The organism is Agrobacterium pusense, assembly GCF_013285525.1.
GTDB lineage: Bacteria > Pseudomonadota > Alphaproteobacteria > Rhizobiales > Rhizobiaceae > Agrobacterium > Agrobacterium pusense.
In genome coordinates this window covers 191,880-214,247 of sequence record NZ_CP053856.1, presented here as the reverse complement: position 1 = coordinate 214,247, position 22,368 = coordinate 191,880, and the positions used below count along the sequence as shown (strand labels likewise).

The window sequence follows — 22,368 nt, the reverse complement described above, 5'->3', positions numbered from 1 at the left end:
TTACCTCACCATGTCCATCAAGGACTTGAGCATTTCATCAACGGTCGTCACCAGTTTCGTGGCCGCCTTGTAAGACTGCTCGATATCCATGAGCAGCGACAGCTCCTCGTCCAGGCTAACCGCCGTATTGTTCGAATAGGATGTCGCAGAGCGCTCATAAAGCGCGCTTTTCGCTTCGTTTGCCGAAGTCGCACCGGACCGTTCCTGTTCGAGCCAACCCATCGAGTTGGTGCCGTATTTCAGGATGCTGGTATTCGTATCGATACGTGTCGACGCGGCGAAATTCATGGGCGCGTCGAATGCGGTCACATAGCTGTCGATCAGCGCGGAAAACCCGGTTCCGCCCGTAGCTGCGGGATTGACTATATAAGCGGTACCGTTGATGCCGCCGTCGCGCAACAATTCCGGATTGCCACCTTGCGAAATAATTAACGCGGAGTTGACGGTAATGGTCGCAGCGAGCCCCGGGACGACGACGCCGGCGGGAGGAATCTCGCTCGTTCCGGTTGCCGTCGACCAGGTGAAAAGGCCGGGCTTCGCCGTCAGAGGCGTCGCAGGCGGCGCCGGCTGGGTAATCGGTTTTTCCGCAAACATCGTGATCAGGCCGCGCGCGATTTCGTCGAGCTGGCTCTGCATGGTCGGCGCAAGTTCATCGCGAACCTGCATCAAACCCTGAAGCGATCCTTCCGCCGTCGTGTTGCTGCCGCTGCCGGCCTTGAGCGCCACACCGTCCACATAAATCGCGTTGCCGGTGGTCGTCGCGTCGTAGCCCGGCTGCGCCTTGAAGGTTACCGGACGCGGTACGATCTCGAACAGCGTGGCGCCGTCGGTCGTGTAAAGCGCGACGTCATTATTCGGGCGGTTGACGACATTGATGCCGATGATGGACGAGATGTCCTTCAGCAAGGTCTCGCGCTGATCGAGTGCGTCACTCGGATCGCCGCCGATCGCCGTCTGCGCCTTGACCTCGTTATTGGCTTCCTCGAATTTCGCGAGCAGGCCGTTCAGCTTGTCGACCTGAAGGGAGATTTCTTTGTCGGCACGCAGACGCATCGCCTGCAATTCGGCAGACGCCTTGTTCAATGAGCTGGCGACATCCGCGGCGGACGTCACGGCCGTTGCGGCAAGAGCAGCATTGCTCGGCTTGGCGGCATAGCCGCTAAGGCTCTTGAGCAGTTCCTTCATGTAGGTGGACGGCGCGCTCTCGTAGTCGTTGCCGCCGAAAATGCTCTTCATCTCCTCGAGACCGGTCAGAACAGTGTTCTGCCCGGTGGCCAGCGAGGCGCTGGAAATCGTCTGCCTGAGAAGACTTTCATTCTGGGCACGACCGTTGGAGACGATACTCGCTCCAGCCATGGTCGTGCCGAGAATGGCGGTACGCTTGACGTAGTTCGCATTGCCGACAGCGGCAATGTTTTTCGAGGTAACGTCCGTCTGCTTACCTACATTATTGAAAATCGACTGCGCAGTATTCATTGCTGACGTGAGCGACATTCATCTGTCCCCGTAGGAATTACTATCTCTTCAGATTGATCAGGACGTCCATCAAATCCGATCCAGTCTGGAAGACCTTCGAATTCGCGGTATAGATGCGCTGGGATTCAATCATGTCGGTGAGTTCGCTGGCGATATCGACGTTCGAGCCTTCCAGCGCGCCCTTCTGGACGTAACCAAAGCTGCCCGATTGCGGGAAGCCGATGGTAACGACACCGGACTCGTTGCTCGGAAGATAAACGTTGCCGTTCTGCGGGCTCAGGTTGTCGACGCTCGGCACGGTGGCCAGCGCCAGCTGGTAAATGTTGCGGCGGCCGCCATCCTGGTAAACTGCCGTCACTACGCCATCCTTGCCGATTTCGACATCCTTGATCTGGCTCGGACCGTTACCGTTCAGGATCGCCGTGCCGGGCGTGAACTTCGACGAAAACTGGGTCATGTCGGACAGGTCGATGTTGATCGCCTGCGCCACGCCGCTGTTGTTGTCGTCGATGGTGATGGATTTGGGAGACGTAGTCGTCAGCTTGTTGGTCGCAGGATCGAAGGTCAGCGTGACGCTTTCCTGAACAAGGGATGCCGGCGCAGTCGCCGTATAGGGGAAGCCACCATTGGTCGACTGATCCTGACGGTAGACCGCCACTTCCCAGGTGTTGTCACCGGTCTTGGTGTAATAGAAGTCGTAGAGCACCTTCGCACCGCCGCTATCGAATGCGGTCAGCGAAGTCTTGTTGCCGAACTTCGCCGTTGCGGAGTTGGTGCTGGGGAGCGACGCCGCCGCTACGGCCGTATCGTCACGATTGAGGTTGGCCGGAAAGCTGCCCTGTGTGGAGGGCGATGCCGTCAGGCCGAAATTGTTGACGTTAATGGCTTCAAGACCTGTGAAGCCGTTAACAACGGCAGCCGGCGGGTTGGAACCGTAGGGGTAACCCATCAGCTGGAAGCCAGCGGCGTTTTCCAGATAGCCTTCCGAGTTTTTCACGAAAGAGCCGGCACGGGTGAGATAAGGCGTGCCTGCACCATCCTGGACAACGAAGAAACCGTTGCCCTGAATGGCAAGGTCAGTACCCGAGGTGGTGTAGGAGAGGTTGCCCTGCTCCGAAATGCTGTAGCGAACGTTGGACTGCACACCGCCGGAAGCGTAGCTGCCCGACGAGGAGGGCAGAACGAGCGACGAGAACGACGTCGATGCACGCTTGTAACCGGTGGTGCTTGCGTTGGCGATGTTGTCGCCAACGGTGCCCAGCTTGTTCGCCTGTGCATTCATGCCGGACACGCCGGTTCGCATAGTGCCGAAAATACTCATTCAAAAACCCTCGTGGTCATCTTTCAAGGAGAAGGTAAAGCGTTTGGCTTGCGTGAAGCTGTCTGAAATACCGCGTTTGAAAAAGACCACGCGGGTCAATGAAAATCATTGCCAATCAATGCTGTAGCCGAGGAACCGCTTGGAATCGACCGGGTCGTAGCCAAGTTTCTTGCGCAGCTTCTTGCGCAGCTTGCTGATGTGGCTTTCGACGACGTTTTCTTCGACGTCATCATCGAAGATGCCGTAGATGGCATTGAAAATCTGCGCCTTGGAAACGCGGCGTCCGCGATTGGCGATCAAATATTCAAGAATGCGGCGCTCGCGGCGCGGCAGGGGAAATACCTCGCCGCCCACTTCCGGGTCGCGTCCATCGGAGAAGACCCGGATCGGACCGGCGTCGGTGAAATTCGAAATGACCTGCAGCCGGCGGCGAATAGCCGCCGCACGTGCGAGGATTTCCCGAGGGTGAACGGGCTTGCGCACGACATCATCGACGCCGCTGTCGAACAGCGCGAGTGTCGCTTCCAGCGAGGGCTGGTCGCTCACCGCGATGACAGGCGCCGTCGTGCGATCCCTGATCGCCTTTGGCAAGGAGAAGCTCCGGTCGCCCTGGCCGATCAGGAAGGCTTCCACAGCCGCAAGATCGCTTTCCGCCGCCGTCGAGACCCATTCCCCGAATTCGACCGGATCGAACCCGGTCGAGGGAATGCCCTCACGCCCAAATAGAGATGTATAGCCGTCTTTAACGAGCTCGCGCTCATCAACCACTACGATCATTCGTCCGCCTCCGAATCAGTGTGGTGTTTTCCAATGAGGCATTGGTACGAATCGGGGGATTCAGCGACAACTGTAGGAAATCATCGATAGTTATTAATAATTGATTAACCATTTTGTGCCGATTTGATCTATATATAGTGGGTATTAACCATATATGGCACAAAATTTTTGTGTAAAAATTTCCGAAATCGCTAAAAAACGCTTGAAACGCCTTTTTTCGGGCTTTGTCTCGCCACATTTCCGATAACGAGTCCCAACCCCTGATAAAGCAATTTCAGGTTGTTATCCTTCGCAGAAATTTTTAGCGTTGGGCGTCCATTTCCCGTAGCCCGTCGCCACCAGATTGGCGATGACCCGGCAGACATATTTCTTCTGGGCCGGGTCATTATTGGGCCCTGCGTGATAGCGGGCAACCGCCATCGTCCAAGTCTCGTGTCTGTTGTGGAGGTTACGCAGGAACATGGCGGCATATTCGACATTGCGACGCGGATCGAACATTTCGCGCGCAGATGTGAAATTTTCGCCGTGGAAATAATGATTTATCTGCATGCATCCAAGGTCGATCAGCTTGGCGCCATTGCGTTTGGCAGCCTCAAAAGTCATCAAGGCCTCTTCGGTAGAGGCCGCAAATACCGGTTTTCCTTCGATATTCATGGCGTTGGGGTCTAGCCGCCCCTTGCGGCCAGTCTCCGTCAGGCCCACTGAATAGAGAATTCCCTCCGGCACGCCGTATTTGCGTGCCGCAGACTGGATCTCTCTTTCACACACGCCTGACGTTGCCGAGGCCGATGCGTTCTCAGAGATAGACGCCATTGTCAGCAGAAGTGCGGGCAGAGCCAAGAGCGCCGTCCATGCCTTCATTATGCACCCCCAAATTATCGCCATTGCCTTGCCGGCCGCCTCGTGCACCGGACTCGTCACGGTTGCGGCCCGCAGCCGCCTGCTGGCCCTGCTGCTGCGCCTGCTGATTTTGCTGATTGTTGGCTTGTGTGCCCGTTTGGTCACTCTTATCGGAAGAAGCGATGCTGATCGTGATGTTATCGACCGTCAGACCCTGCGCCTTGAGGCCATCAAGGATGCTCTTGCTGTCTTCCTGGAGCTTTTTATAGGCCGCGACGCTCTCCACAGTCATGTGCACGGCGAGTTCGTCACCGGCAAGACGCAGTGACATCGTCACCGATCCAAGCTCGATCGGCGTCATATGCAGCTTCAGCGTATGCACGACCTTGCCGGTGCTGCTCTGGGCGGCTGCGTTGGACAGCGCTGAACCGGGCTGCATGGCGCTGATCCATTCCGGATCATTGGCGATCAGGCCGGTCAGAGCCGAGGCATTGGAGGAGGGCGCCAGACCGATGAAGCGCCGGGAATCGAGAACCGTTATGGTATCGGCCGCCTTGCCGCTGCTTTCCCGCGTGTCGAACTCCACGCGGCCTTCGCGCTGAACCGTGCTCATATCGAGAGCGCGGGCTGCACCCGAACGCGGAGACGCGAAGCGGAATGATGAGGCATCGCCTTCGTTTTCCGAAGCCGAACCCGCCGCATCATTGGCAGCTGCAACCCCAGTCGGCATGTCTTTGGCCGGATGTTCAGCCTTGCTGCGGACAGGTTCAGCCCTGTCGGACTTGACCGTGTCGGTCTTGCCGGCAATTGCCTGCGCAATTTCTTCCAGCGGCGTCTTGGCCGTGGCCATTGCCCCGGCGCTGGCCGTAACCAGCTGCAGTTCGGCGAGCTTCGGATCGAGAGTATCCGTTATCGCCTCGGCATCCTTATCCGCCTCATCTTTAAGCTTCTTGCCAGGCTTGCCGTCCCCCAATTGTGCCCGCGAGGATTTGACCGCGTTCTGGAACTCGGCAGCTGTGTCGTGAACTCGACCGTCCCCGGCATGCTCGTTGACGATGACATTCAGGAAGGCTGCAGGCCGTTTGACCGGGACATCCATCTTTTCCCCCTCGCCGTCGGCCTGTCCGTGCTGTTGCCCTGCTGAACCAGAATCGTCCGACCGCGAATGCGGCGCCTGCGGCGGTCGCTCGTCACGAACCGTGGAAAGGGCATCGCCAAAGCTGCCGCCTCTCGCCTCGTCACGTGCGGCAGCACTGCCTGCGCGCGGATCGGACGGTGGCGCATTCGTTAGCGCATTGATGGTTGCGTCGATCATGGTGCCCCCTCGCCTTTCTTCAACAGGCTGTCGATTTCATCGAGCTTGCTGCGGCCGCTTGTCACGAGCTGCCGGACATTCTCACCGCCATCGTCGGCCTTGTGGGTTTCAACCCGCCATATGCTTTTTTCCCCGCCAGGCACCGCATCATTTTTGGCTGCGTTCTGCCTGACGCCCTGCGCCGCCGCGTCGACATCAGCACCTGATAGCGAGGGAGGACGAACCACCTGTTCGGCGATCGCCCTTGCGGCATCTCTGAGGGCCCTGTCCCGGTCCGAAAGCTGCGTTTCGGGAATTTGTCCGATCGTCTCGATCGCGCTCACCACATCGGGTGTTCCAATGTTGGAAAGGCTTTCGTAGAGATTGGCCTGCGCTTCCGGTTGATCAGGCGCGGCGGACGACAGCGTCTTCGCTTTAAGCGCCGCCATGCGGGCCAGCGAATCCTTGCCGCTGATCGCCGCAAGACGCGAAAGACGCAGATAGGCTTCCTTCTGCCTTTCCGCATCCATCATCGCGAAGGTCTCCACTATCGCGTCTTCGCCGAGGGAATCAGAGCGTTTGACCACCAGCGAGACCAGAAGATCCGCAAACTGACTTGCATAGGGCGAATGCAGGAACCGCCGCGCGTAACGCTGTGCGTATTCGATGCCGCGTTTTGCATCGCCGTCTTCAACCGCAATGGCGAGCGAGCGGCGCAATGCCGCCTCCTCAACGATTGTCCCGGGCGCTTCAAGCCGGGCAATGTCGTAGAAGCCGAGCGCGGCCAGAGGATCGCGCGGGATCGTGACATTGCCACCGATCAGAGCGAGATAGGCGCCTATCCGGGTGCCGCGATATTCAGGCACCATTGCCGCGATGCTCTGCGCCACCAGCGTCCCCTTGCCTGACAGATACTTACGCAGGATATCGGCGACGCGGCTGTCGAAATTTCCGTCCACATCGCGCGCGACCAGCAATTCAAGCGTGGCGGGATTGCCGCCGCTCATCGCATAGATCAGCGCCGCATCGACATTGCGTGGGTCCTTGAAGATCGCCGAGGGCGCGCTTTTCAGCCGCTCGTCAATGGTCTGGAGCAGGAACCGCTGCATTTCCGTTGCCGAATGGTCTCCCTTGGCAACCGAATCCTGCACGAATTGCAGGGAGCGCAGCATGGCATAGGGCATGAGATTGTCTTGTGACTGCGAAAACGCCTTGAATGGTCCGGCACCGAGACCACAAAGCGTCGCCGCAAGAAGAAGCCAGCGTTTCGAGGTTTTCGTCACACTCACCCCCGATCAGCCTCAAGCAGGATTTCGATACGGCGGTTGGCATCCGCCAGGGGATCTGCCGGGACCTGCAATCTGCGGTCCGCAAACCCAGAAACCTGCTTTACCCGCTCTTCCGACAGGCCGCCGCGCACCAGCATGTAATAGGCACTGTGCGCGCGGTCCATGGAGAGCCGCCAATTGTCGTTGGCCTCGCCCTTGAACTGCCGCCCATCCGTATGGCCGCGGATTACCACGCTGCCACCGCGCTCCTGAAGCAGTTTGCCGATCTTTTCCATGGCGAGAACCATTTCGCGCCGGGGAACGGCCGATCCGATATTGAACATCGGTGTTTCCGTCTGGTCGGAAATGGTCAGCAGCAATCCGCCTTCCGCAGGCGTCACGACCAGCCCTTCCGAGAGCCTGCCGGTTATGCCGGATATCTGTTTCTCGATTTCTTCGCGCAGCGTATCGGCCTTTTCCCATTCAGCATCGCTCGCTTTTTGCTGAACATCCTTCGCCTCTTGCTGCTGCTCGGGCCTGGGCCGTACAAGCGCTGCCTGCTCGGCGGCATCCGGCCGTTGCTGCGGTACAACCGCGGCGACGTCCATGGGCCTGCCGTCTTGCGCCTTGTCTTCCGGCGCCTGAGACGATTTAACCGCAACGGCCTGAGCGCTGTCGGCAGCATTCTCCTGCTTGTTTTCGGCGGCCTGCTGCTCAACCGGTTTTTGTTGCTGATCGGCGCGGGTGATTTTCACCTGTTGCGTCCAGAAATCAGGATCGAAGGGATCGCGATAGGCTTCGCCGCCGCTTGCGCCGGTTGCAGGGCCGGAATCGGCAGCACCGCCCTCGCCCTTGGCGCTGACATTGGCCTGCTGCCCGACCTGCTGGGCGATTTCCGCCAGCACGGAATAGGGATTTTCGAAAAAGTCCGCTTCGGAGAAATTCGACTGTTCACCTGTCTGGGACGTCAGGTCTTCGCCCGTCGCCGCGGCGGATCCCTTGGTCACTTTCTCTGCCTGAATGTTGGACTGGTCCTTTTTCTGGACGCCCTCTTCCTTGTCCACGGGCTTTTCCAGCCCCTTGGACGAGGGTTTCTCATCGGACAGTTTTATCGGATTGAAATAGCTCGCGACCGAGGCCTTGGTTTCCTCATTGGCGGCATTGACCAGCCACATGACGAGGAAGAACGCCATCATCGCCGTCATGAAGTCGGCGTAGGCGATCTTCCACGCACCACCATGCGCACCGTCGTGGCCACCTTTATGGCGCTTGACGATGATGATCTCGTTTTTGCCGTGGTGATGGTTTTCGCCTTCACTCATTTCATCACCTTGCGAAGACTGGAGGCCCAGGCGGACATGCGCGTCACGAAGACGCTCTCACCCAGCTCGACTGAAAGATCGATATCGGCGGTCTCGGTAAACTTCATCGTCTCTTCTTCAAAGCCGGGCTGGGTCTTCAACTGCTCGAACAAATCCTTCGGACCTTTCACGACAAGCGTGACGGCGTCACCATCCGGCATGGAAGCGCGCACCACATCCGCCAGCGCCGAGACTGCTTTAAGCGACAGTTCTTCCGTCAAAACCGGAGCAAGGATTGCGGCGGTCTGTTCGCTGAGGGTGGCGGCAATCGCATCAATGCCCTCTCGCAGCCCGCGCGACAGAAAGACCGCGATTTCCTCGAGATAGGCGGATCGCAGCGCCTCCAGCTCAGCCGAATGGGCGGCCAGCAGCTCGTCGCGTTCCGCCTGCATCTTTTCGGTGATTTCGCGTGTCGCATCCTCATGGCCACGGGCGTAAGCGGCCTGCCTTTCACTCTCCACGTCGACGGATTCGAATTCATCGAAACCGGACACAGCGTCGGCAAATGGCGAAACGCCATCGGTATCCGCCAGGGGATCGACGAAGGCCAGTCCTGCCGGCTGAGCGTCACCGAAGTCCTTCAGATATCTTGCGATGGAGGTGGTCATGCACGCCCCCGGCAAAACAGGGGACGAGACATGTTTCGCTGCCTGCGATCTGGAACGTTCCGTCGCATTTCCGGGCGGAAAACCGAGGTCCGCTTTTCCTGGAAATGCTCTAAGCCGTTTGGCGGCACCACCGTCATCCTTGCTACCCTGCCCGTCTCTTCCATGATTGCCGGAGGACCGCGCCATGCGATCCGCCCCCATATTGCCCCGACGTTAGGTGTTCAAACTTGTGCGAGGATGAAGGCGGAACTGTTCAGCACGTCTGCGCCACGTTTCCGCGCATGTCCGTGCGAGGAAGCTCCATTACTTGAAGAGCTGGAGAATATTTTCCGCATTGGCGTTGGCGATGGAGAGTGACTGGATACCGAGCTGCTGCTGTGTCTGGAGCGCCTTCAGCTTGGTCGATTCCTCGTTCATGTCAGCATCGACAAGACGACCGATGCCCTTATCGATCACGTCCATCAGGCTCGACACGAAGTTCTCCTGCATGTCGATACGGCTCTGCAGCGAGCCCAGGCTGGACGCCGCGCTGGTCATCGCTTCGAGCTGACCGTCGACAAAGGACATCATCGCATCCAGCACGTCGGCTTCGGTATATTGCTCTCCCGTCATCGTTCCCATTTTCTGGGCGAGATCGGTGAGCTTGTTGATGTCGAGCGTGGAGACGGAGATTCCGAGTTTACGAGTGTCAGGGTCAATTGCCGCAGTGACATCGTAATACCAGTTGGTGCTCGGCGATGTCGTGGTCGCGACGGGGGTCGTGCTGTCGGTCGCCGGAGCGCCCGCCGCTGCCGGGTCGGTGGAGGTGAGCTTTACCCACACACCATCACCGATCTTCAAATAACCCTCCGTATTGGCGGCATTGGTATAGATGCCGGTCGCCTTGACGGAAAAACCTGCCAGTGCCGCCACTTCGCTATCTTTCAGCGTCGGAACGACATAATCCTTGTCGGTGACGGTGGGAGCGGCGGGTGCCGCGGGCGTATCGGTCGTGCGCATCGTCACGATCGTCTCGTTCTTGCGCAGGAATCGCGCTTCTGTATCGAGAATGCCGAACTTGCCGCCGCTCAGATCGAAAAGCACCGTGCTCGAATCGAGTGAATAATCGACCGTCGTCACCCCGACTGCGCCTGCGGCGGTGCGGGTAAATGAAGCGACGATCTTCTTGATGACCGGCTCTTCGGCGGGCGGCGTCTTGCCGTCGCCGATCTTAGCCTGGAGCCAGTTTTCGCCGGAGAAAGACGCCGATTCGGAGATGCTCTTCAGCTGATCCTGAAGCTGCTTGATTTCTTCCTGGATCTTCGTCCGGTTGCTGCCCACACCATAAGCAGCAACCAGCTTCGCCTTCAGCGATTTGACCGTCTCAATAGCACTTTCCACGGCTTCGAAGGCGGTGTCGACCTTGGCGGCGCCGAGACCAAGTGCGTCCTGAACGGCCGAAAGCGCCGCATTGTCCGAGCGCATGGTCGTGGAGATAGACCAATAGGCCGCGTTATCCGCTGCCGTCTCGACGCGGTAACCGGAGGAGACGCGCGCCTGCGTGGTCTCGAGGTTCTTGTCGATCATGCGCAAGGTTTGCAGCGCGGCCATTGCCGCCGCATTGGTCATAATGCTGGTCATGGGTTCCACCCAATTCAAAATGTAAGAAATAATCCGGCGCTGCGCCGGAAACGAGCAGAGGCATCATGCGCATCGGCGGTGGTTGAAATGATCCACCGCGACCTGCCGTTCGTTAACAAATCGTTAATTCGATAGGTACCAAACAACAACGGTGATTTGCAAGGCGTTCCTCGCTTTCCCATAACGGTTTTGCGCGCGGTGGCAGGCTTCGGGCAAGGTCGGATGAAAAAGCGATAGGTCAAAACCGTCGCGACCGCCGTTTCGGCAGTCGCAACCGGTCATCGGCTGGATATTCGGCGGATGGTTCAGGCCGCTTCGCCCTGGTGGGTCGAAACGAATCGGGCGGCCATCAGGCTATGGCGGAGGAACTCGGTGTTTTCGTCCGGATTTTCCGAAGGGTTCTGAAACGACACATGATTGATTTCGACCGCCGCATGTTCATTGGCCAAGATCAATTGTGCATAGACCGTGGCGCCCATCGGTTTGATTTCGAGATCGAGAACGATCTCCGGCGCGCCTTCCCATTCTAGTTTATATTCGCCGCCGGCGCCGAAATTGATCGTACCGGGATGATAATAAAGCTCCGCAGCCGATGACACGAGATCGGCAATGCTGCCGTAGCACTCGAATCTGAGCAGCGAAATCAGGTCGGCCGGGTCTAGCAATCGTAGTTCTGTAGCGATCGGGTTGATCGCCTCTGCGACGATCATTTCCCGCTGTTCAGAATAGGCGGATTTTTTCATTGGTCTTATTGAACCCGTATTTTCGATGACTTCATGGCGTAAACCCGATGAACAAGCTCAGCCACAGCCTTGTAAAAGGCTGGTGGAATCACACTATCGATCGAGACTTGCGCAAACATGGAGCGCGCAAGCGGCGGGTCCTCAAAAACGGGGATATTATTTTCTTCCGCAATCTCGCGGATTTTCAATGCGATAAGGTCCTGGCCCTTGGCAACGACAACAGGCGCGTCGCTTTCTTCACGCACGTAACGCAACGCCACCGCAAAGTGTGTCGGGTTGGCGATGACGAGGGTCGCGCGAGGCACGTTGTTGATCATACGGCGGCGGGCACGGTCGCGGGCAATCGATCGCTGACGGGATTTGACAACCGGGTCGCCCTGCGACTGCTTGTATTCTTCCTTCACCTCATGCTTCGTCATTTTCAGCTGGGTGAACCAGTGATGGCGCGTCCATAAAACGTCCACGGCGGCGAGCAATGCGGTCGAAAGCAGGATTACGATCATCATCTTTTTGACGATCTCGACGACCCGGACAAAAATAACCTGCGGATCGGAAAACATCAGATCGATGAGGCTGTAGAACTCGCCGCGCAGAGCGAAGAACATGATGGTCGAGACGATCATGATCTTGAAAACGGACTTTCCGAATTCCACGAAACCCTGCTTGCTATAGATGCGCGTGAAACCCTTGGCGGGCGATACGCGGGACCATTGCGGGCGCACCCGTTCCAGCACCGGCGACGGCAGGTTCTGGAAAAACGAAGAGGCGAGGCCGAAGACGATGAACATGATCATGGCCGGCATGAGCAGATAGGCCATGGACGTGCCGAGGAAGTACAAAAGCGACAGGGCGTCTGGCCTGGTGCTGAGGTCCCATTGTTCGGGCTGGCCGAACAGGTCCTTCAGCGTCTCGCCGATGCGGCTGGCACCGTCGGGCAGAAAGAAAACGAGATAACAGTAAAAGGCCAGTGACGACGCAAAGATCGGCACTTCACGGGAAAAGGGCAGATTGCCCTTTTCCGCCGCATCACGGAGTTTTTTCTCCGTTGGGGCTTCTGTTTTACTGTCCTTGTCCTGATCGTCTGCCAAGGCACGTTCCCGGGATAAAAAAAGGCCCGCCGATCCCGGCAGGCCGTCGTCCCGAAACTAGCGCCGGCGGCTGGCCACCGCAATGGCCGCCTGCAGCAGATGGGCCGGTTATCAACCGGCTTCCACTCAGGCCGCAGCCGATTGTTCTTCCGCGGCAGCGTCCTTCAGCTGGATCTGGCCGGAATTGGCCAGCCGGATCGCCTCCTGTGCAACGGCACGGCGGGCAATCGCCACTTCGCGGGTGTTGATCGAGGCCTGCGGCACCGCAAGGTCCGATTCGATCATGCGGCGCTGGCGCGGGCTGATGCTGGAAAGCACACATTCCTTGATTTCCATCGTGGCGCCGCGCAGCGCCATCGTCAGAACATCGGCCGACACATCGTTCAGCAGCATGACGCGGCTGCGCTGCGGCATGAACATGAGGTCGTCGAAGAGGAAGATCTTCGGCTTGACCTTGTTTGCGGCTTCCTTGCTGAGCGTCTCGAGCGAGCTGAGCAACGTATCGACCTGCGGCTTGTCCAGTTCGTTCATCAGGTCGGCAACCTTCGTGGAACCGCCGGCATTGCGCTCGGCTTCGATTTCGTTGATGAGGTTGACCACGCGCTTCTCGATGATCTGGGCGGCCGTCGGGCTCACCTCCTTCATGTTCACCGTGCGGTTCATGATATCGGCGCGCTGCTCTTCCGGAATGGTCAAAAGAACCTTGGCACCGAAGGACGAGGGCAGCATGGAGAGAATATAGGCAATGGTCTGGGGATGTTCGCGCAGCAGGAACTTGCCGACGAATTCCGGCTCTGCTTCCTGCAGGCGGTCCCAGATCGATGCTTCATAGGCCTGGAACGCTGCGCGGCGGCCGAGAAGGCTGTCCACTTCTTCAGGGGTCAGGCCTTCTTCGAGAATGCTCTCGATTGCCTTGGCATTGTCCATCAGACCCGTTCCTTCGGTGAACAGGTCCTCGAACTCGGCCACGATCTGCGCAAGTTCATCGGGAGGAATGACGCGAAGGGTCTGGGCCGAGGAAATGATCATCTGCAATTCGTGCTGCGTGAAAAACTTCAGCAGCTTGCCGGCGACGCCCTTGCCCATGGCAAGAAGCACCGCGGCCGCCTTGTCGGCCTGAGACAACGGCTTGCCCGCAATTGGGTTACCGAAATCTTCAAAGTCCATCATGGTCTTTCCTCTCCGTCCCCACAGGGATCAGGCTTTCTTCGTACTCAGTACTTCAATCAATTTTACGCCGAAGCGCGTATCGTCGTCTTCCAGAACCGTTATTTCACCGCGCGCAATACGGCGGCCATTCACCATGATCTCGACCGGCTCGCCGATCTTGCGGTCGAGTGCGATCGTCGCGCCCTCCTCCAGGCTCATCAGCCCCGAGACGAGCATTCGGCTGGTGCCGAGAACGATCTGGACATCGATCGGGATATCCATGATCAGGTCGATGTTTTCGGACAGGCCGCTGCCCAGCGGTGCCTTTACGCCCACAACCTGCGGGGCGGCGGCAAAATCGTCCATCGCAAAATCGGCCGTTCCGCCACCGAAGGCGGAAAGGTCGGTATCCGTAGAAACCTCGTCCGTACTTCCGAAATCGCCGAAGTCGCCAAAATCGGAGAGCGAGCCTTCCGCATCCGTCTTGAGGACGCCACGCAGATCGCCGATAGCCTGGTCGAGGTCGCCGCCGTCTTCAAACGACGGCAACGCCGCATCATCGGTCACAGGTGTTTTCTTCGTAGCCATGCGCTGATTATTCCCTTTGAAACTTGCGTCAGCCTGCCCAAACCCAAAAAGGTCGGGCAGGATTTTAACCCATCAAATGTCGTAAGATCTCGTCGTCCGTGCTGACATTGTTCTTGACCCGAACCATGTAGCGGTCGCCTGACTTGCCGAATTCGCAATTATAGAGCTTGGAACCGTTAGCACTGACCTCAACGCCGATATCGTCCTGGTTGAGGGCCTGAAACGGAATGACATCGCCGGCCACCAGCTTCGAAATCGTACGGAGTGTCAGCGTTTCGAGCTTGATGCGCGCCTCAAGCGTGACCTGCGATCTCTTCACCTGTTCCGAGATCATCTCCATCCACTCTTCCTGCTTCTTCAGCGCCTGCGCCGAAGCCTTGGGAGCGACGATGGATGTCTTGAGCAACGGACGCTGCGGTATGATCAGCGAGAATTCCGACGACACTTTGCCAATGTCGATTTTCATGCGGATGTTAACGCCGTAGAGGCCCGCAATCATCTCGTCGAAGGCACTTTTGCCATTGGAATTGAACGGCGGCTCGATAGCCGCTTCAAAACCGCCCGGCGCATTGACTCCGGAACGGAGCACGCCACCGATACGTCCAAGGACCATGGCAGCCAGATCGAGCTCGATATGGGAAAGACTGCGCTCATCGGGTTCGCCGATGCTGTCCGGTGCTGCACCGAGCATGCGCTCCATGAGCGCGATGACGAAGCCATTGCCGACCGTCATCATGAAGTTCGGGCACCAGTTGCGCAGGGAACAATCGGCCACCGCGACATTCTGCCCGACATTGGCGATCAGGTCGGTCATGAGCCCCGATTCGGAGCCGATATATTCGACGTCTATCGCAATGCCGGTCTCGCTGTGAAAAATATCCGGCAGGAATTCGCTGTAGAGGTGGCCGATATCGGAACCGATCTTCGCGATCGTCCTGCGGTCGGAGAGCCCGCCGGTGAGTTTCGCGAGCAAGGCGGTGTCGATGGCGGGAGCTTTTTGCGCTGCAGCTTTTGCCATGGTCATGCCGCCTTGTTCTCGCCGCCGGGATTCATCATCTCCTGCTCGACGGCGTCGATGGACGGCCGCTCGTAGTTGGAGATGGTCTTGCGGCCATATTCAAGCGCGACCTGCGGCACCGAACCGTTCATGTAGGCGATCAGCGTCTGCTTGACGATGATGTAGAGGCGATGCTGCTTGGTGCGGACGATCTTGACCTGCGAGGCGAGCGGATTGCAGATCGAATAGGACAGGATGATACCGAGCATGGTGCCGACCAGGGCGGCGCCGATGAGGCCGCCCAGCACTTCAGGCGATTCATTGATCTTGCCCATCGCCTTGATGACGCCGAGAACCGCTGCGACGATACCGATGGCAGGGAAGGAATCGCCCATGGTGGTGATCGCGTGGTAAGGCTTCAGCTTGTCGTGGAGGATGGTCTCGATTTCTTCATCCATCAGCGCCTCGATTTCGTGGCTGCGGGCATTGCCGATGATGATGAGGCGGACATAGTCACAAATGAACGAGGTCAGTTCCTTGTTCTTCAGAACCGATGGCGCGCTCTGGAAGATCGAGGATTCCTCGGGATTGTCGATATGAGCCTCGATCTCGTTGCGCGATTTCGTGCGCAGGTCGCGCATCAGCGAATAAAGCACGCCGAGCACGTCGAGATAGTTGCGCTCCTTCGGAACCGAGTGCTTGAAGGCCTCGCCGAGCGCCTTGCCCGAATCCTTCACGACCTTCATCGGGTTCGCCATGATGAAGCCGCCGAGACCGGCGCCGCCGATGATCATCAATTCGAACGGCTGAATCAGCACGTCCAGATGACCGCCCATCGCCATGTAGCCGCCGATGATGCAGCCGAAGGTGATTATAAGTCCAATTACAATATTCATTGATCGACCACGCCCGAACAGTGTTCCATGCCGCCATGTCTAAAAAATGTGGCTTGCGTGAACCTGTCCGCAAAGCCTCTCCGCGCTTCAGCCTCCAGCCAGTTTCGCACAAGCAAGCCGCGGCACTATGCCGGCAAAGGCGGACGTGCGCCTTGAGATCGGGATCAAACGAGAGCGGCGGTTCAGTGACTTCCACCTACACCAGCTACAGACTGATCAGTCAGGATATCGGCAAGTCGCTTGAGCGGGTGTCGAAGCAGCCGGACGTGGCGCGCGAGACCGAATATTACCGCGCAAAGATCGGCGACGTGAAATCCATAGACGATTTCATGGCGGATACCCGCCTTTACAATTACGCGCTCAAGGCGCACGGGCTCGAGGACATGGCCTATGCGAAAGCCTTCATCCGCAAGGTCCTGACAGAAGGCGCGACCGACAAGAATGCCTTCGCCAACAAGCTTTCCGACAGCCGTTACGCGGATTTCGCGAAATCGCTGAATTTCGCAGATCTGGGTGCGGCGGCGACTTCGGTCGATGCAGCCCAGTCGGGCGTCATTACCAAATACACCCGGCAGACGCTGGAACAGGAAGCGGGCGACGACAATAACGGTGTTCGTCTCGCCCTTTATTTCGAGCGCAAGGCGCCGACGATCAAATCCGGCCTCGACTTTCTGGCCGACGATGCGCTCGCGCAGGTGTTTCGCACGGCCTATAACCTGCCCGGCGAATTCGCCGGGGCAGATGTCGAGAAACAGGCCGCCCTCATCGAAAAAACGATAGATGTCAAGGACCTGCAGGATCCTGAAAAGGTCGGCAAGCTGCTGGAGCGTTTCACCATCATGTGGGAAATGCAAAACCCCTCGACGACCTACGATCCCCTCGCCGTCTTCGGCTCCTCCAGCGGCTACGGTATCTCGGCCGATCTGCTGATATCCATCAACTCCCTGAAACTCGGAGGCAAATGATATGCAATCCGGACTATACGTCGCCCTGTCCTCGCAGATCGCGCTGGAGCGTCGTCTTACCACCATTTCCGACAATATGGCGAATGTGAACACGGTCGGCTTCCGCGGTTCCGAAGTGAAATTCGACGAAATGGTCGCCAAGAACCATAATGACATGAATGCCAAGATCGCCTTCGTGTCCCAGGGCAACGACTATCTCTCCACGCGCCAGGGCGCTTTCGAGCAGACCGGCAATTCCTTCGATTTCGCCATCAAGGGCGATGCCTGGTTCTCGCTGGATACGCCCGACGGTCAGATTCTGACCCGTGACGGCCGCTTCACCATGCGGCCTGACGGCGCGCTCATTTCCTCCAGCGGTTATCCGGTTCTCGACGCCGGCGGCGGCCCGATCCAGCTCAATCCGAATGGCGGCCCGATTACCGTGGGTCTTGACGGAGCCATCAGGCAGAACGAAAACATCGTCGCCACGCTTGGCATCTTCCAGGCGGATTTTTCGCAAGGTTTCCTGCGCCACCCCAATAGCGGTGTGAAGCCCGTGGCCCAACCGGTCCCCGTCGTCAACAATCACGAGGTCGGCGTCGTCCAGGGTTATCTCGAACAGTCGAACGTCAACGGGATTTCCCAGATGACGCAGCTCATCCAGGTCAACCGTGCCTTCGAAAGCATCTCCTCTCTGATGCGCGATACCGAATCGACCTTCGGTGAGGGCATCAAGACGCTTGGTGGCGCGCGCTGAGGAACTGACCAATGACAATGCCGGTATCCCTGCTTTCGGCCGAAGCCATTTCACCGAAGCTCGCCCAACTTGCCGGCCTTGCCGGACATTATGCCGATCCGGAATTTTCGGTTGCGCCGGGCGGCCACGTTCGCACCATCGCCGCCGGGCACTATACCGTGTCCGGCCTGTCCCGGCATGTGCGGCTCGGCGAGTTTGTTGCCCATCGCAGCCCGACCGGCATCCATCTCGGCGAAGTGGTGCGCGTTGAGCCGGATATCTGCTACGTGTGCCCTATCGAACCGGGCGAACCGATCGGCATTCACGATACCGTCATCCGCAAGGGCGCCTTCCGTGTCGCGCCTGATGATAGCTGGTGCGGGCGCACCATCAATGCGCTTGGCGAACCTATCGACGGCCAGGGACCGCTTGCCGCCGGCCTTGAACGCCGTTCGATTTCCAACAATGCGCCACCCTCAATGACCCGCAAGAGGGTGGAGACCCCGTTCAAGACCGGGGTGCGGGCAATCGATATTTTTTCGCCGCTGTGTCTCGGCCAGCGCCTTGGCATTTTCGCCGGCTCGGGCGTCGGCAAATCCACGCTGCTGTCCATGCTTGCAAAGGCTGACGCCTTCGACAAGGTGGTGATTGCACTGGTCGGCGAGCGCGGACGTGAAGTGCGCGAATTCATTGAAGATACGATGGGCGAGAACATGAGCAAGTCCATCGCCGTTGTCGCGACGAGCGATGAAAGCCCGATGCTGCGCAAGATGGCGCCACTTTCCGCCGTCACCATTGCAGAGCATTTCCGCGATCAGGGCGACAATGTCCTCCTCATCATTGACAGCGTGACGCGATTTGCCCATGCGATCCGCGAAGTGGCCGTTGCTTCGGGTGAACCGCCGGTGGCGCGCGGTTACCCCGCCTCCGTCTTCACCGAGCTGCCGCGTCTTCTGGAGCGGGCGGGACCGGGCGCCGAAGGCACCGGCACCATCACCGCCATCGTTTCCATTCTGGTGGATGGAGACAATCATAACGATCCGATCGCCGATTCGACCCGCGGTATTCTCGATGGTCACATTGTGCTCGACCGCAGCCTTGCAGAAGAAGGCCGCTACCCGCCGATCAATCCGCTCGCCTCGATCTCGCGTCTCGCCAAGAAAGCATGGACGCCGGATCAGGAAAAGCTGGTCTCGCGCCTCAAGGCGCTGGTGCATCGCTTCGAGGAAACGCGAGATCTTCGCCTCATCGGCGGTTACCGGCCGGGCACCGACCCAGACCTCGACATGGCGGTGAAGCAGGTTCCGATCATCTATGAAACGCTGAAACAGCTGCCGAACGAACCGGCGGCACAGGATGCCTATGCTGACCTTGCGACCGCATTGCGCGGCGGCGCGCAGAACGGCCAGCCGCAGGTAACCCCGAGAATGAGAGGCTGACCGTGAAGAAAAAGCGGAATAACAATAGCTACGATGAAGGCGTGCTGCCCAAGCCCGTTTTCTTCACACCCGACCGTATTCTGGCATGGACAGGCATCACGCTTGCCGCTGCAGCGGCCTTCTTCCCCTGGTACGTGTTCTTCAACGAGGAAAAATTCGGCATGAAGGTGGCTGGCGGCGACCGCACCCGCGATCTGCCCCATACCGGCCCGCGGGAAGTCTTCAGTGTTTCTCCGATGGCGATGACCAATCGCAACAAGGAAGACACCCCACCGCCGGCCGAACTGCCCGACATGCTGACGACGGCGACCGTGAACGCAGGCGGCAAGGAAAAACAGAACAATCTCGCAGCCGGGGTCGAGGACCAGCCCTTCCCCGGCCAGACCGCCTTCCGTCTGCTGCATGTCTCCAACGGCCGCGCCCTGATCGAAGACGGTTCGGGCATGTATATGGTGAGGGTCGGCTCGACCCTGCCTGATAATGCACTGCTGACGAAAATCGAGCAACGCAACGGCGAGTGGTTGATAGAGACATCCTCTGGAAAAACCTATCACCCCGAAAAATAAAAGAATTTTCTTCCGATCAAAAGGCGCGCGGCATCTGCTGGTGCGCCTTTTTTCTTTGTGCAGGCCGCGCATCCATGCGCCTTTTCCCGTCGTCGCACCCCTTCGTCTTCTCCGCAAGTCTGACGCAAGATTAGCCCCGTAGGTTCGGGGCATACGAGATGGAGAAGTCTATGCAACCGATTCAACTGTTCGAACTGGCATCCCGCCAAGCGGAATGGCTGAGCGTGCGGCAGGAAGTCGTGGCGACCAACATCGCCAACGCCAACACACCCAAGTTCCACGCCAAGGATGTCAGCCCATTCGAAGCGGTCATGCAGGCCACCAGCCAGCAGGTCGGCATGGCGAGGACCAACCCTGCCCACTTCGGCGAGAGCACACTCAGCGACAATATCGCGGTGCGCGACAACCCGGTCAACAACGAGATCGGCATGCAGGAATCGGGCAATTCGGTCGCGCTTGCGGAAGAAATGACCAAGACCGGCGAGATCAAGCGGCAGTACGAGCTGAATGCCAATCTCGTCAAATCCTTCCATCGCATGATGCTGATGACGGTTAAGAGGTAAGCCATGGATCCCTTGAGTGCGGCGAGCAAGATCGCCGGCAGCGGCCTGGAAGTGCAGTCCACCCGACTGCGCATCGTGTCTGAAAACATCGCCAATGCCAGATCGACGGGTGACACACCAGGCGCGGACCCCTATCGCCGCAAGACAGTCACCTTCGGTTCGGAACTCGACCGTGTCAGCGGCGTCGAGCGCGTGACGGTGAAAAAGCTCGGCGTCGATCGCGGCGACTTCATCAACGAATACGACCCCGGCAATCCGGCCGCCGACGCAAACGGCATGGTGAAGATGCCGAACGTCAACATCCTGATCGAAATGGCAGACATGCGCGAAGCAAACCGCAGCTACGACGCCAATCTTCAGGTCATCCGCCAGACACGCGACCTCGTCGCCTCCACCATCGACCTTCTGAAGGCATCGCAATGATCGACGGCATCAAACAACTCGGCTCCCTCTCGCTGACGCGCGGCGCCGGCAGCGTTTCCTCGCTCACCGACAATATTTTCGGCAGCGAGAAGACGACACCAGCGCAGCAGACCGGCCAGAGCTTCGCAAGCGTTCTCGGTAATGTTTCCGTTGACGCGATGAACAACCTCAAGAAGGCCGAAGTCGCTTCTTTTGAAGGCATTCAGGGCAAGGCGAATACGCGTGAAGTCGTCGATGCCATGCTTTCGGCCGAGCAGTCGCTGCAAACCGCCATCGCGCTCCGAGACAAGATCGTGTCGGCCTATCTCGACATTACCAAGATGCAGATCTAGCCCAGCAGGAATATTGACATGAGAGCTCTTGCCATCGCTGCCACCGGTATGGACGCCCAGCAGACCAATCTGGAAGTCATCGCCAACAACATCGCCAACATCAACACCACCGGTTACAAGCGCGCGCGGGCGGAGTTCACCGATCTTCTCTATCAGACCGAGCGCATGCAGGGTGTGCCAAACCGCGCCAACCAGGCGATCGTGCCCGAGGGCGCCAATATTGGCCTCGGCGTGCAGACCTCGGCCGTGCGCAACATCCACACCCAGGGCAACCTGATCGAGACCGGCAACAAGCTCGACGTCGCGATCATCGGTCAGGGCTGGTTCCAGATCGAGGCGGCCGATGGTTCGACGCTCTACAGCCGCGCCGGCGCCTTTAACAAGAACGCCGATGGTAATCTCGTGACGGTGGATGGCTATAACGTCATTCCGAATATCAATATCCCGACCGACGCGCAGGACATCACCGTTACCCGCACGGGTCAGGTGACGGCCCGTATCGGCAACGCCGCCGACTTCACCGAGCTTGGCCAGCTGACCATCGCCAACTTCGCCAACGAAGCCGGCCTGAAGCCGCTCGGCGACAACCTCTTCGCCCAGACACCGGCTTCCGGCGACGCCGTCATCGGCGTGCCCGACGATCCGAGCTACGGCTATATCAAGCAATCCTACCTCGAAGGCTCGAACGTCGACGCCGTCAAGGAAATCACCGACCTCATCACGGCGCAGCGCGCCTATGAGATGAATTCCAAAGTCATCACCACCGCTGACGAAATGGCTTCGATTGTCAGCAAGAACCTGAAGTAAGAACGGAAAGGCAGGCGAACATGAGGTTTGGCCGGAAAAATAACAGCTGCAAAAGGGCACTCGCCCGTATGTGCCTGGCGTCTGCCTTTTCAATCGGCGCTTTCGCGCCTGCCTTCTCCCAGGCGCCAATGGCGCTGGTTCCCGTGCGTACCATCTATCCGGGCGAGACGATCACGTCCGAACAGGTGAAGCCGGTGGAGGTGACCAATCCCAATATTTCCGCGGGTTACGCGAGCGACATCAGCGAAGTGGAAGGCATGATCTCCAAGCAGACCCTGCTTCCCGGCCGCACGATCCCCGTTGCCGCCCTGCGCGAACCCTCGCTCGTCACGCGCGGCACCAGCGTCAAGCTCGTCTTCACCATCGGCAATATGACGCTGATGGCTTCGGGAACACCGATGACTGATGGCTCGCTCGGCGAAGTCGTACGGGTACGCAACATCGATTCCGGCGTCATCGTCAACGGCACGGTCATGAAGGACGGAACCATTCAGGTGATGGCGAAATGAGAGTGCTTCGTATCCTGGCCGCG

The 22,368-nt window shown here is 58.6% G+C and carries 24 protein-coding genes; 9 read left to right on the top strand and 15 right to left on the bottom strand.

The window, feature by feature from the left end; translation table 11 throughout:
- The 15 genes from flgK to motA all read right to left on the bottom strand — a co-directional run bounded on the left by flgK (position 1) and on the right by motA (position 16,026).
- Positions 1-1,494: a flagellar hook-associated protein FlgK gene (gene flgK, locus HQN82_RS01035; RefSeq protein ID WP_173614451.1), complete on the bottom strand. Its 1,494-nt coding sequence runs from the start codon at positions 1,492-1,494 to the stop codon at positions 1-3.
- A gap of 22 nt (positions 1,495-1,516) precedes the next feature.
- On the bottom strand, positions 1,517-2,797 hold the full coding sequence (locus HQN82_RS01030; RefSeq protein ID WP_004440014.1) for a flagellar hook protein FlgE: 1,281 nt from the start codon (positions 2,795-2,797) through the stop codon (positions 1,517-1,519).
- 105 nt (positions 2,798-2,902) lie between these two features.
- A complete protein-coding gene (locus tag HQN82_RS01025) occupies positions 2,903-3,574 on the bottom strand; it encodes a response regulator transcription factor (RefSeq protein ID WP_006698188.1) in 672 nt (223 codons plus the stop codon).
- A gap of 282 nt (positions 3,575-3,856) precedes the next feature.
- Positions 3,857-4,387 (bottom strand): lytic transglycosylase domain-containing protein, encoded by a 531-nt coding sequence (locus tag HQN82_RS01020; protein ID WP_374709461.1) that lies wholly within the window; start codon positions 4,385-4,387, stop codon positions 3,857-3,859.
- The gene (gene fliK / locus HQN82_RS01015) at positions 4,371-5,729 is read right to left on the bottom strand and encodes a flagellar hook-length control protein FliK (RefSeq protein ID WP_173614450.1); all 1,359 of its coding nucleotides are present in this window, start codon (positions 5,727-5,729) and stop codon (positions 4,371-4,373) included. Before fliK ends, HQN82_RS01020 begins: the two co-directional genes overlap by 17 nt.
- Positions 5,726-6,997, bottom strand: a complete 1,272-nt coding sequence (motC, locus tag HQN82_RS01010) for a chemotaxis protein MotC (RefSeq protein ID WP_112766136.1) — start codon at positions 6,995-6,997, stop codon at positions 5,726-5,728. Before motC ends, fliK begins: the two co-directional genes overlap by 4 nt.
- Complete coding sequence (locus HQN82_RS01005; protein WP_034496029.1) at positions 6,994-8,298, bottom strand: MotB family protein; 1,305 nt, start codon at positions 8,296-8,298, stop codon at positions 6,994-6,996. Before HQN82_RS01005 ends, motC begins: the two co-directional genes overlap by 4 nt.
- The gene (locus HQN82_RS01000) at positions 8,295-8,945 is read right to left on the bottom strand and encodes a hypothetical protein (protein WP_112766175.1); all 651 of its coding nucleotides are present in this window, start codon (positions 8,943-8,945) and stop codon (positions 8,295-8,297) included. The genes HQN82_RS01005 and HQN82_RS01000 overlap by 4 nt, the downstream gene beginning before the upstream one ends.
- Positions 8,946-9,248: 303 nt before the next feature.
- A complete protein-coding gene (locus tag HQN82_RS00995) occupies positions 9,249-10,565 on the bottom strand; it encodes a flagellin N-terminal helical domain-containing protein (protein WP_004440000.1) in 1,317 nt (438 codons plus the stop codon).
- A gap of 305 nt (positions 10,566-10,870) precedes the next feature.
- Positions 10,871-11,308 (bottom strand): hypothetical protein, encoded by a 438-nt coding sequence (locus HQN82_RS00990; RefSeq protein ID WP_112636815.1) that lies wholly within the window; start codon positions 11,306-11,308, stop codon positions 10,871-10,873.
- Positions 11,309-11,313: 5 nt separating this feature from the next.
- Positions 11,314-12,396, bottom strand: coding sequence for a flagellar biosynthesis protein FlhB (gene flhB, locus HQN82_RS00985; RefSeq protein WP_004439997.1), 1,083 nt, complete (start codon positions 12,394-12,396; stop codon positions 11,314-11,316).
- Positions 12,397-12,522: 126 nt separating this feature from the next.
- Positions 12,523-13,566, bottom strand: coding sequence for a flagellar motor switch protein FliG (gene fliG, locus HQN82_RS00980; protein WP_004439994.1), 1,044 nt, complete (start codon positions 13,564-13,566; stop codon positions 12,523-12,525).
- 27 nt (positions 13,567-13,593) lie between these two features.
- The gene (gene fliN / locus HQN82_RS00975; RefSeq protein ID WP_042936024.1) at positions 13,594-14,133 is read right to left on the bottom strand and encodes a flagellar motor switch protein FliN; all 540 of its coding nucleotides are present in this window, start codon (positions 14,131-14,133) and stop codon (positions 13,594-13,596) included.
- Between the two features lie 64 nt (positions 14,134-14,197).
- Positions 14,198-15,157 carry a FliM/FliN family flagellar motor switch protein gene (locus HQN82_RS00970; protein ID WP_022555618.1) on the bottom strand — a complete coding sequence of 320 codons (960 nt, stop codon included), beginning with the start codon at positions 15,155-15,157 and terminating at the stop codon, positions 14,198-14,200.
- Positions 15,154-16,026 carry a flagellar motor stator protein MotA gene (motA, locus tag HQN82_RS00965; protein ID WP_004439982.1) on the bottom strand — a complete coding sequence of 291 codons (873 nt, stop codon included), beginning with the start codon at positions 16,024-16,026 and terminating at the stop codon, positions 15,154-15,156. The genes HQN82_RS00970 and motA overlap by 4 nt, the downstream gene beginning before the upstream one ends.
- A gap of 185 nt (positions 16,027-16,211) precedes the next feature.
- Here motA and HQN82_RS00960 point away from each other — a divergent pair, with 185 nt between their 5' ends.
- From HQN82_RS00960 to flgA, 9 genes are all read left to right on the top strand, one after another.
- A complete protein-coding gene (locus HQN82_RS00960) occupies positions 16,212-16,991 on the top strand; it encodes a DUF1217 domain-containing protein (protein ID WP_173614981.1) in 780 nt (259 codons plus the stop codon).
- 1 nt (position 16,992) lies between these two features.
- Positions 16,993-17,727 (top strand): flagellar basal-body rod protein FlgF, encoded by a 735-nt coding sequence (flgF, locus tag HQN82_RS00955; RefSeq protein WP_004439975.1) that lies wholly within the window; start codon positions 16,993-16,995, stop codon positions 17,725-17,727.
- 11 nt (positions 17,728-17,738) lie between these two features.
- Positions 17,739-19,145: a flagellar protein export ATPase FliI gene (gene fliI, locus HQN82_RS00950; protein WP_173614449.1), complete on the top strand. Its 1,407-nt coding sequence runs from the start codon at positions 17,739-17,741 to the stop codon at positions 19,143-19,145.
- Between the two features lie 41 nt (positions 19,146-19,186).
- Entirely contained in the window at positions 19,187-19,711 is a 525-nt protein-coding gene (locus tag HQN82_RS00945) for a hypothetical protein (RefSeq protein WP_373969202.1), read from the top strand.
- Positions 19,712-19,881: 170 nt separating this feature from the next.
- Complete coding sequence (gene flgB, locus HQN82_RS00940) at positions 19,882-20,274, top strand: flagellar basal body rod protein FlgB (RefSeq protein WP_004439967.1); 393 nt, start codon at positions 19,882-19,884, stop codon at positions 20,272-20,274.
- Between the two features lie 3 nt (positions 20,275-20,277).
- Positions 20,278-20,697, top strand: coding sequence for a flagellar basal body rod protein FlgC (gene flgC / locus HQN82_RS00935; protein WP_004439964.1), 420 nt, complete (start codon positions 20,278-20,280; stop codon positions 20,695-20,697).
- Entirely contained in the window at positions 20,694-21,029 is a 336-nt protein-coding gene (gene fliE, locus HQN82_RS00930) for a flagellar hook-basal body complex protein FliE (RefSeq protein ID WP_022555613.1), read from the top strand. Before flgC ends, fliE begins: the two co-directional genes overlap by 4 nt.
- 18 nt (positions 21,030-21,047) lie before the next feature.
- Entirely contained in the window at positions 21,048-21,836 is a 789-nt protein-coding gene (flgG, locus tag HQN82_RS00925; RefSeq protein WP_003503427.1) for a flagellar basal-body rod protein FlgG, read from the top strand.
- Positions 21,837-21,856: 20 nt separating this feature from the next.
- Entirely contained in the window at positions 21,857-22,345 is a 489-nt protein-coding gene (gene flgA, locus HQN82_RS00920) for a flagellar basal body P-ring formation chaperone FlgA (protein WP_004439958.1), read from the top strand.
- The last annotated feature ends 23 nt before the right edge of the window (positions 22,346-22,368 follow it).

Bases quoted from the DNA above. Each gene is read 5' to 3' on its own strand.
- flgK (WP_173614451.1), bottom strand. From the start codon at position 1,494: ATGTCGCTCACGTCAGCAATGAATACTGCGCAGTCGATTTTCAATAAT.
- HQN82_RS01030 (WP_004440014.1), bottom strand. From the start codon at position 2,797: ATGAGTATTTTCGGCACTATGCGAACCGGCGTGTCCGGCATGAATGCA.
- HQN82_RS01025 (WP_006698188.1), bottom strand. From the start codon at position 3,574: ATGATCGTAGTGGTTGATGAGCGCGAGCTCGTTAAAGACGGCTATACA.
- HQN82_RS01020 (WP_374709461.1), bottom strand. From the start codon at position 4,387: ATGGCGTCTATCTCTGAGAACGCATCGGCCTCGGCAACGTCAGGCGTG.
- fliK (WP_173614450.1), bottom strand. From the start codon at position 5,729: ATGATCGACGCAACCATCAATGCGCTAACGAATGCGCCACCGTCCGAT.
- HQN82_RS01005 (WP_034496029.1), bottom strand. From the start codon at position 8,298: ATGAGTGAAGGCGAAAACCATCACCACGGCAAAAACGAGATCATCATC.
- HQN82_RS01000 (WP_112766175.1), bottom strand. From the start codon at position 8,945: ATGACCACCTCCATCGCAAGATATCTGAAGGACTTCGGTGACGCTCAG.
- HQN82_RS00995 (WP_004440000.1), bottom strand. From the start codon at position 10,565: ATGACCAGCATTATGACCAATGCGGCGGCAATGGCCGCGCTGCAAACC.
- HQN82_RS00990 (WP_112636815.1), bottom strand. From the start codon at position 11,308: ATGAAAAAATCCGCCTATTCTGAACAGCGGGAAATGATCGTCGCAGAG.
- fliG (WP_004439994.1), bottom strand. From the start codon at position 13,566: ATGATGGACTTTGAAGATTTCGGTAACCCAATTGCGGGCAAGCCGTTG.
- fliN (WP_042936024.1), bottom strand. From the start codon at position 14,133: ATGGCTACGAAGAAAACACCTGTGACCGATGATGCGGCGTTGCCGTCG.
- HQN82_RS00970 (WP_022555618.1), bottom strand. From the start codon at position 15,157: ATGACCATGGCAAAAGCTGCAGCGCAAAAAGCTCCCGCCATCGACACC.
- motA (WP_004439982.1), bottom strand. From the start codon at position 16,026: ATGAATATTGTAATTGGACTTATAATCACCTTCGGCTGCATCATCGGC.
- flgF (WP_004439975.1), top strand. From the start codon at position 16,993: ATGCAATCCGGACTATACGTCGCCCTGTCCTCGCAGATCGCGCTGGAG.
- fliI (WP_173614449.1), top strand. From the start codon at position 17,739: ATGACAATGCCGGTATCCCTGCTTTCGGCCGAAGCCATTTCACCGAAG.
- flgB (WP_004439967.1), top strand. From the start codon at position 19,882: ATGCAACCGATTCAACTGTTCGAACTGGCATCCCGCCAAGCGGAATGG.
- flgC (WP_004439964.1), top strand. From the start codon at position 20,278: ATGGATCCCTTGAGTGCGGCGAGCAAGATCGCCGGCAGCGGCCTGGAA.
- fliE (WP_022555613.1), top strand. From the start codon at position 20,694: ATGATCGACGGCATCAAACAACTCGGCTCCCTCTCGCTGACGCGCGGC.
- flgG (WP_003503427.1), top strand. From the start codon at position 21,048: ATGAGAGCTCTTGCCATCGCTGCCACCGGTATGGACGCCCAGCAGACC.
- flgA (WP_004439958.1), top strand. From the start codon at position 21,857: ATGAGGTTTGGCCGGAAAAATAACAGCTGCAAAAGGGCACTCGCCCGT.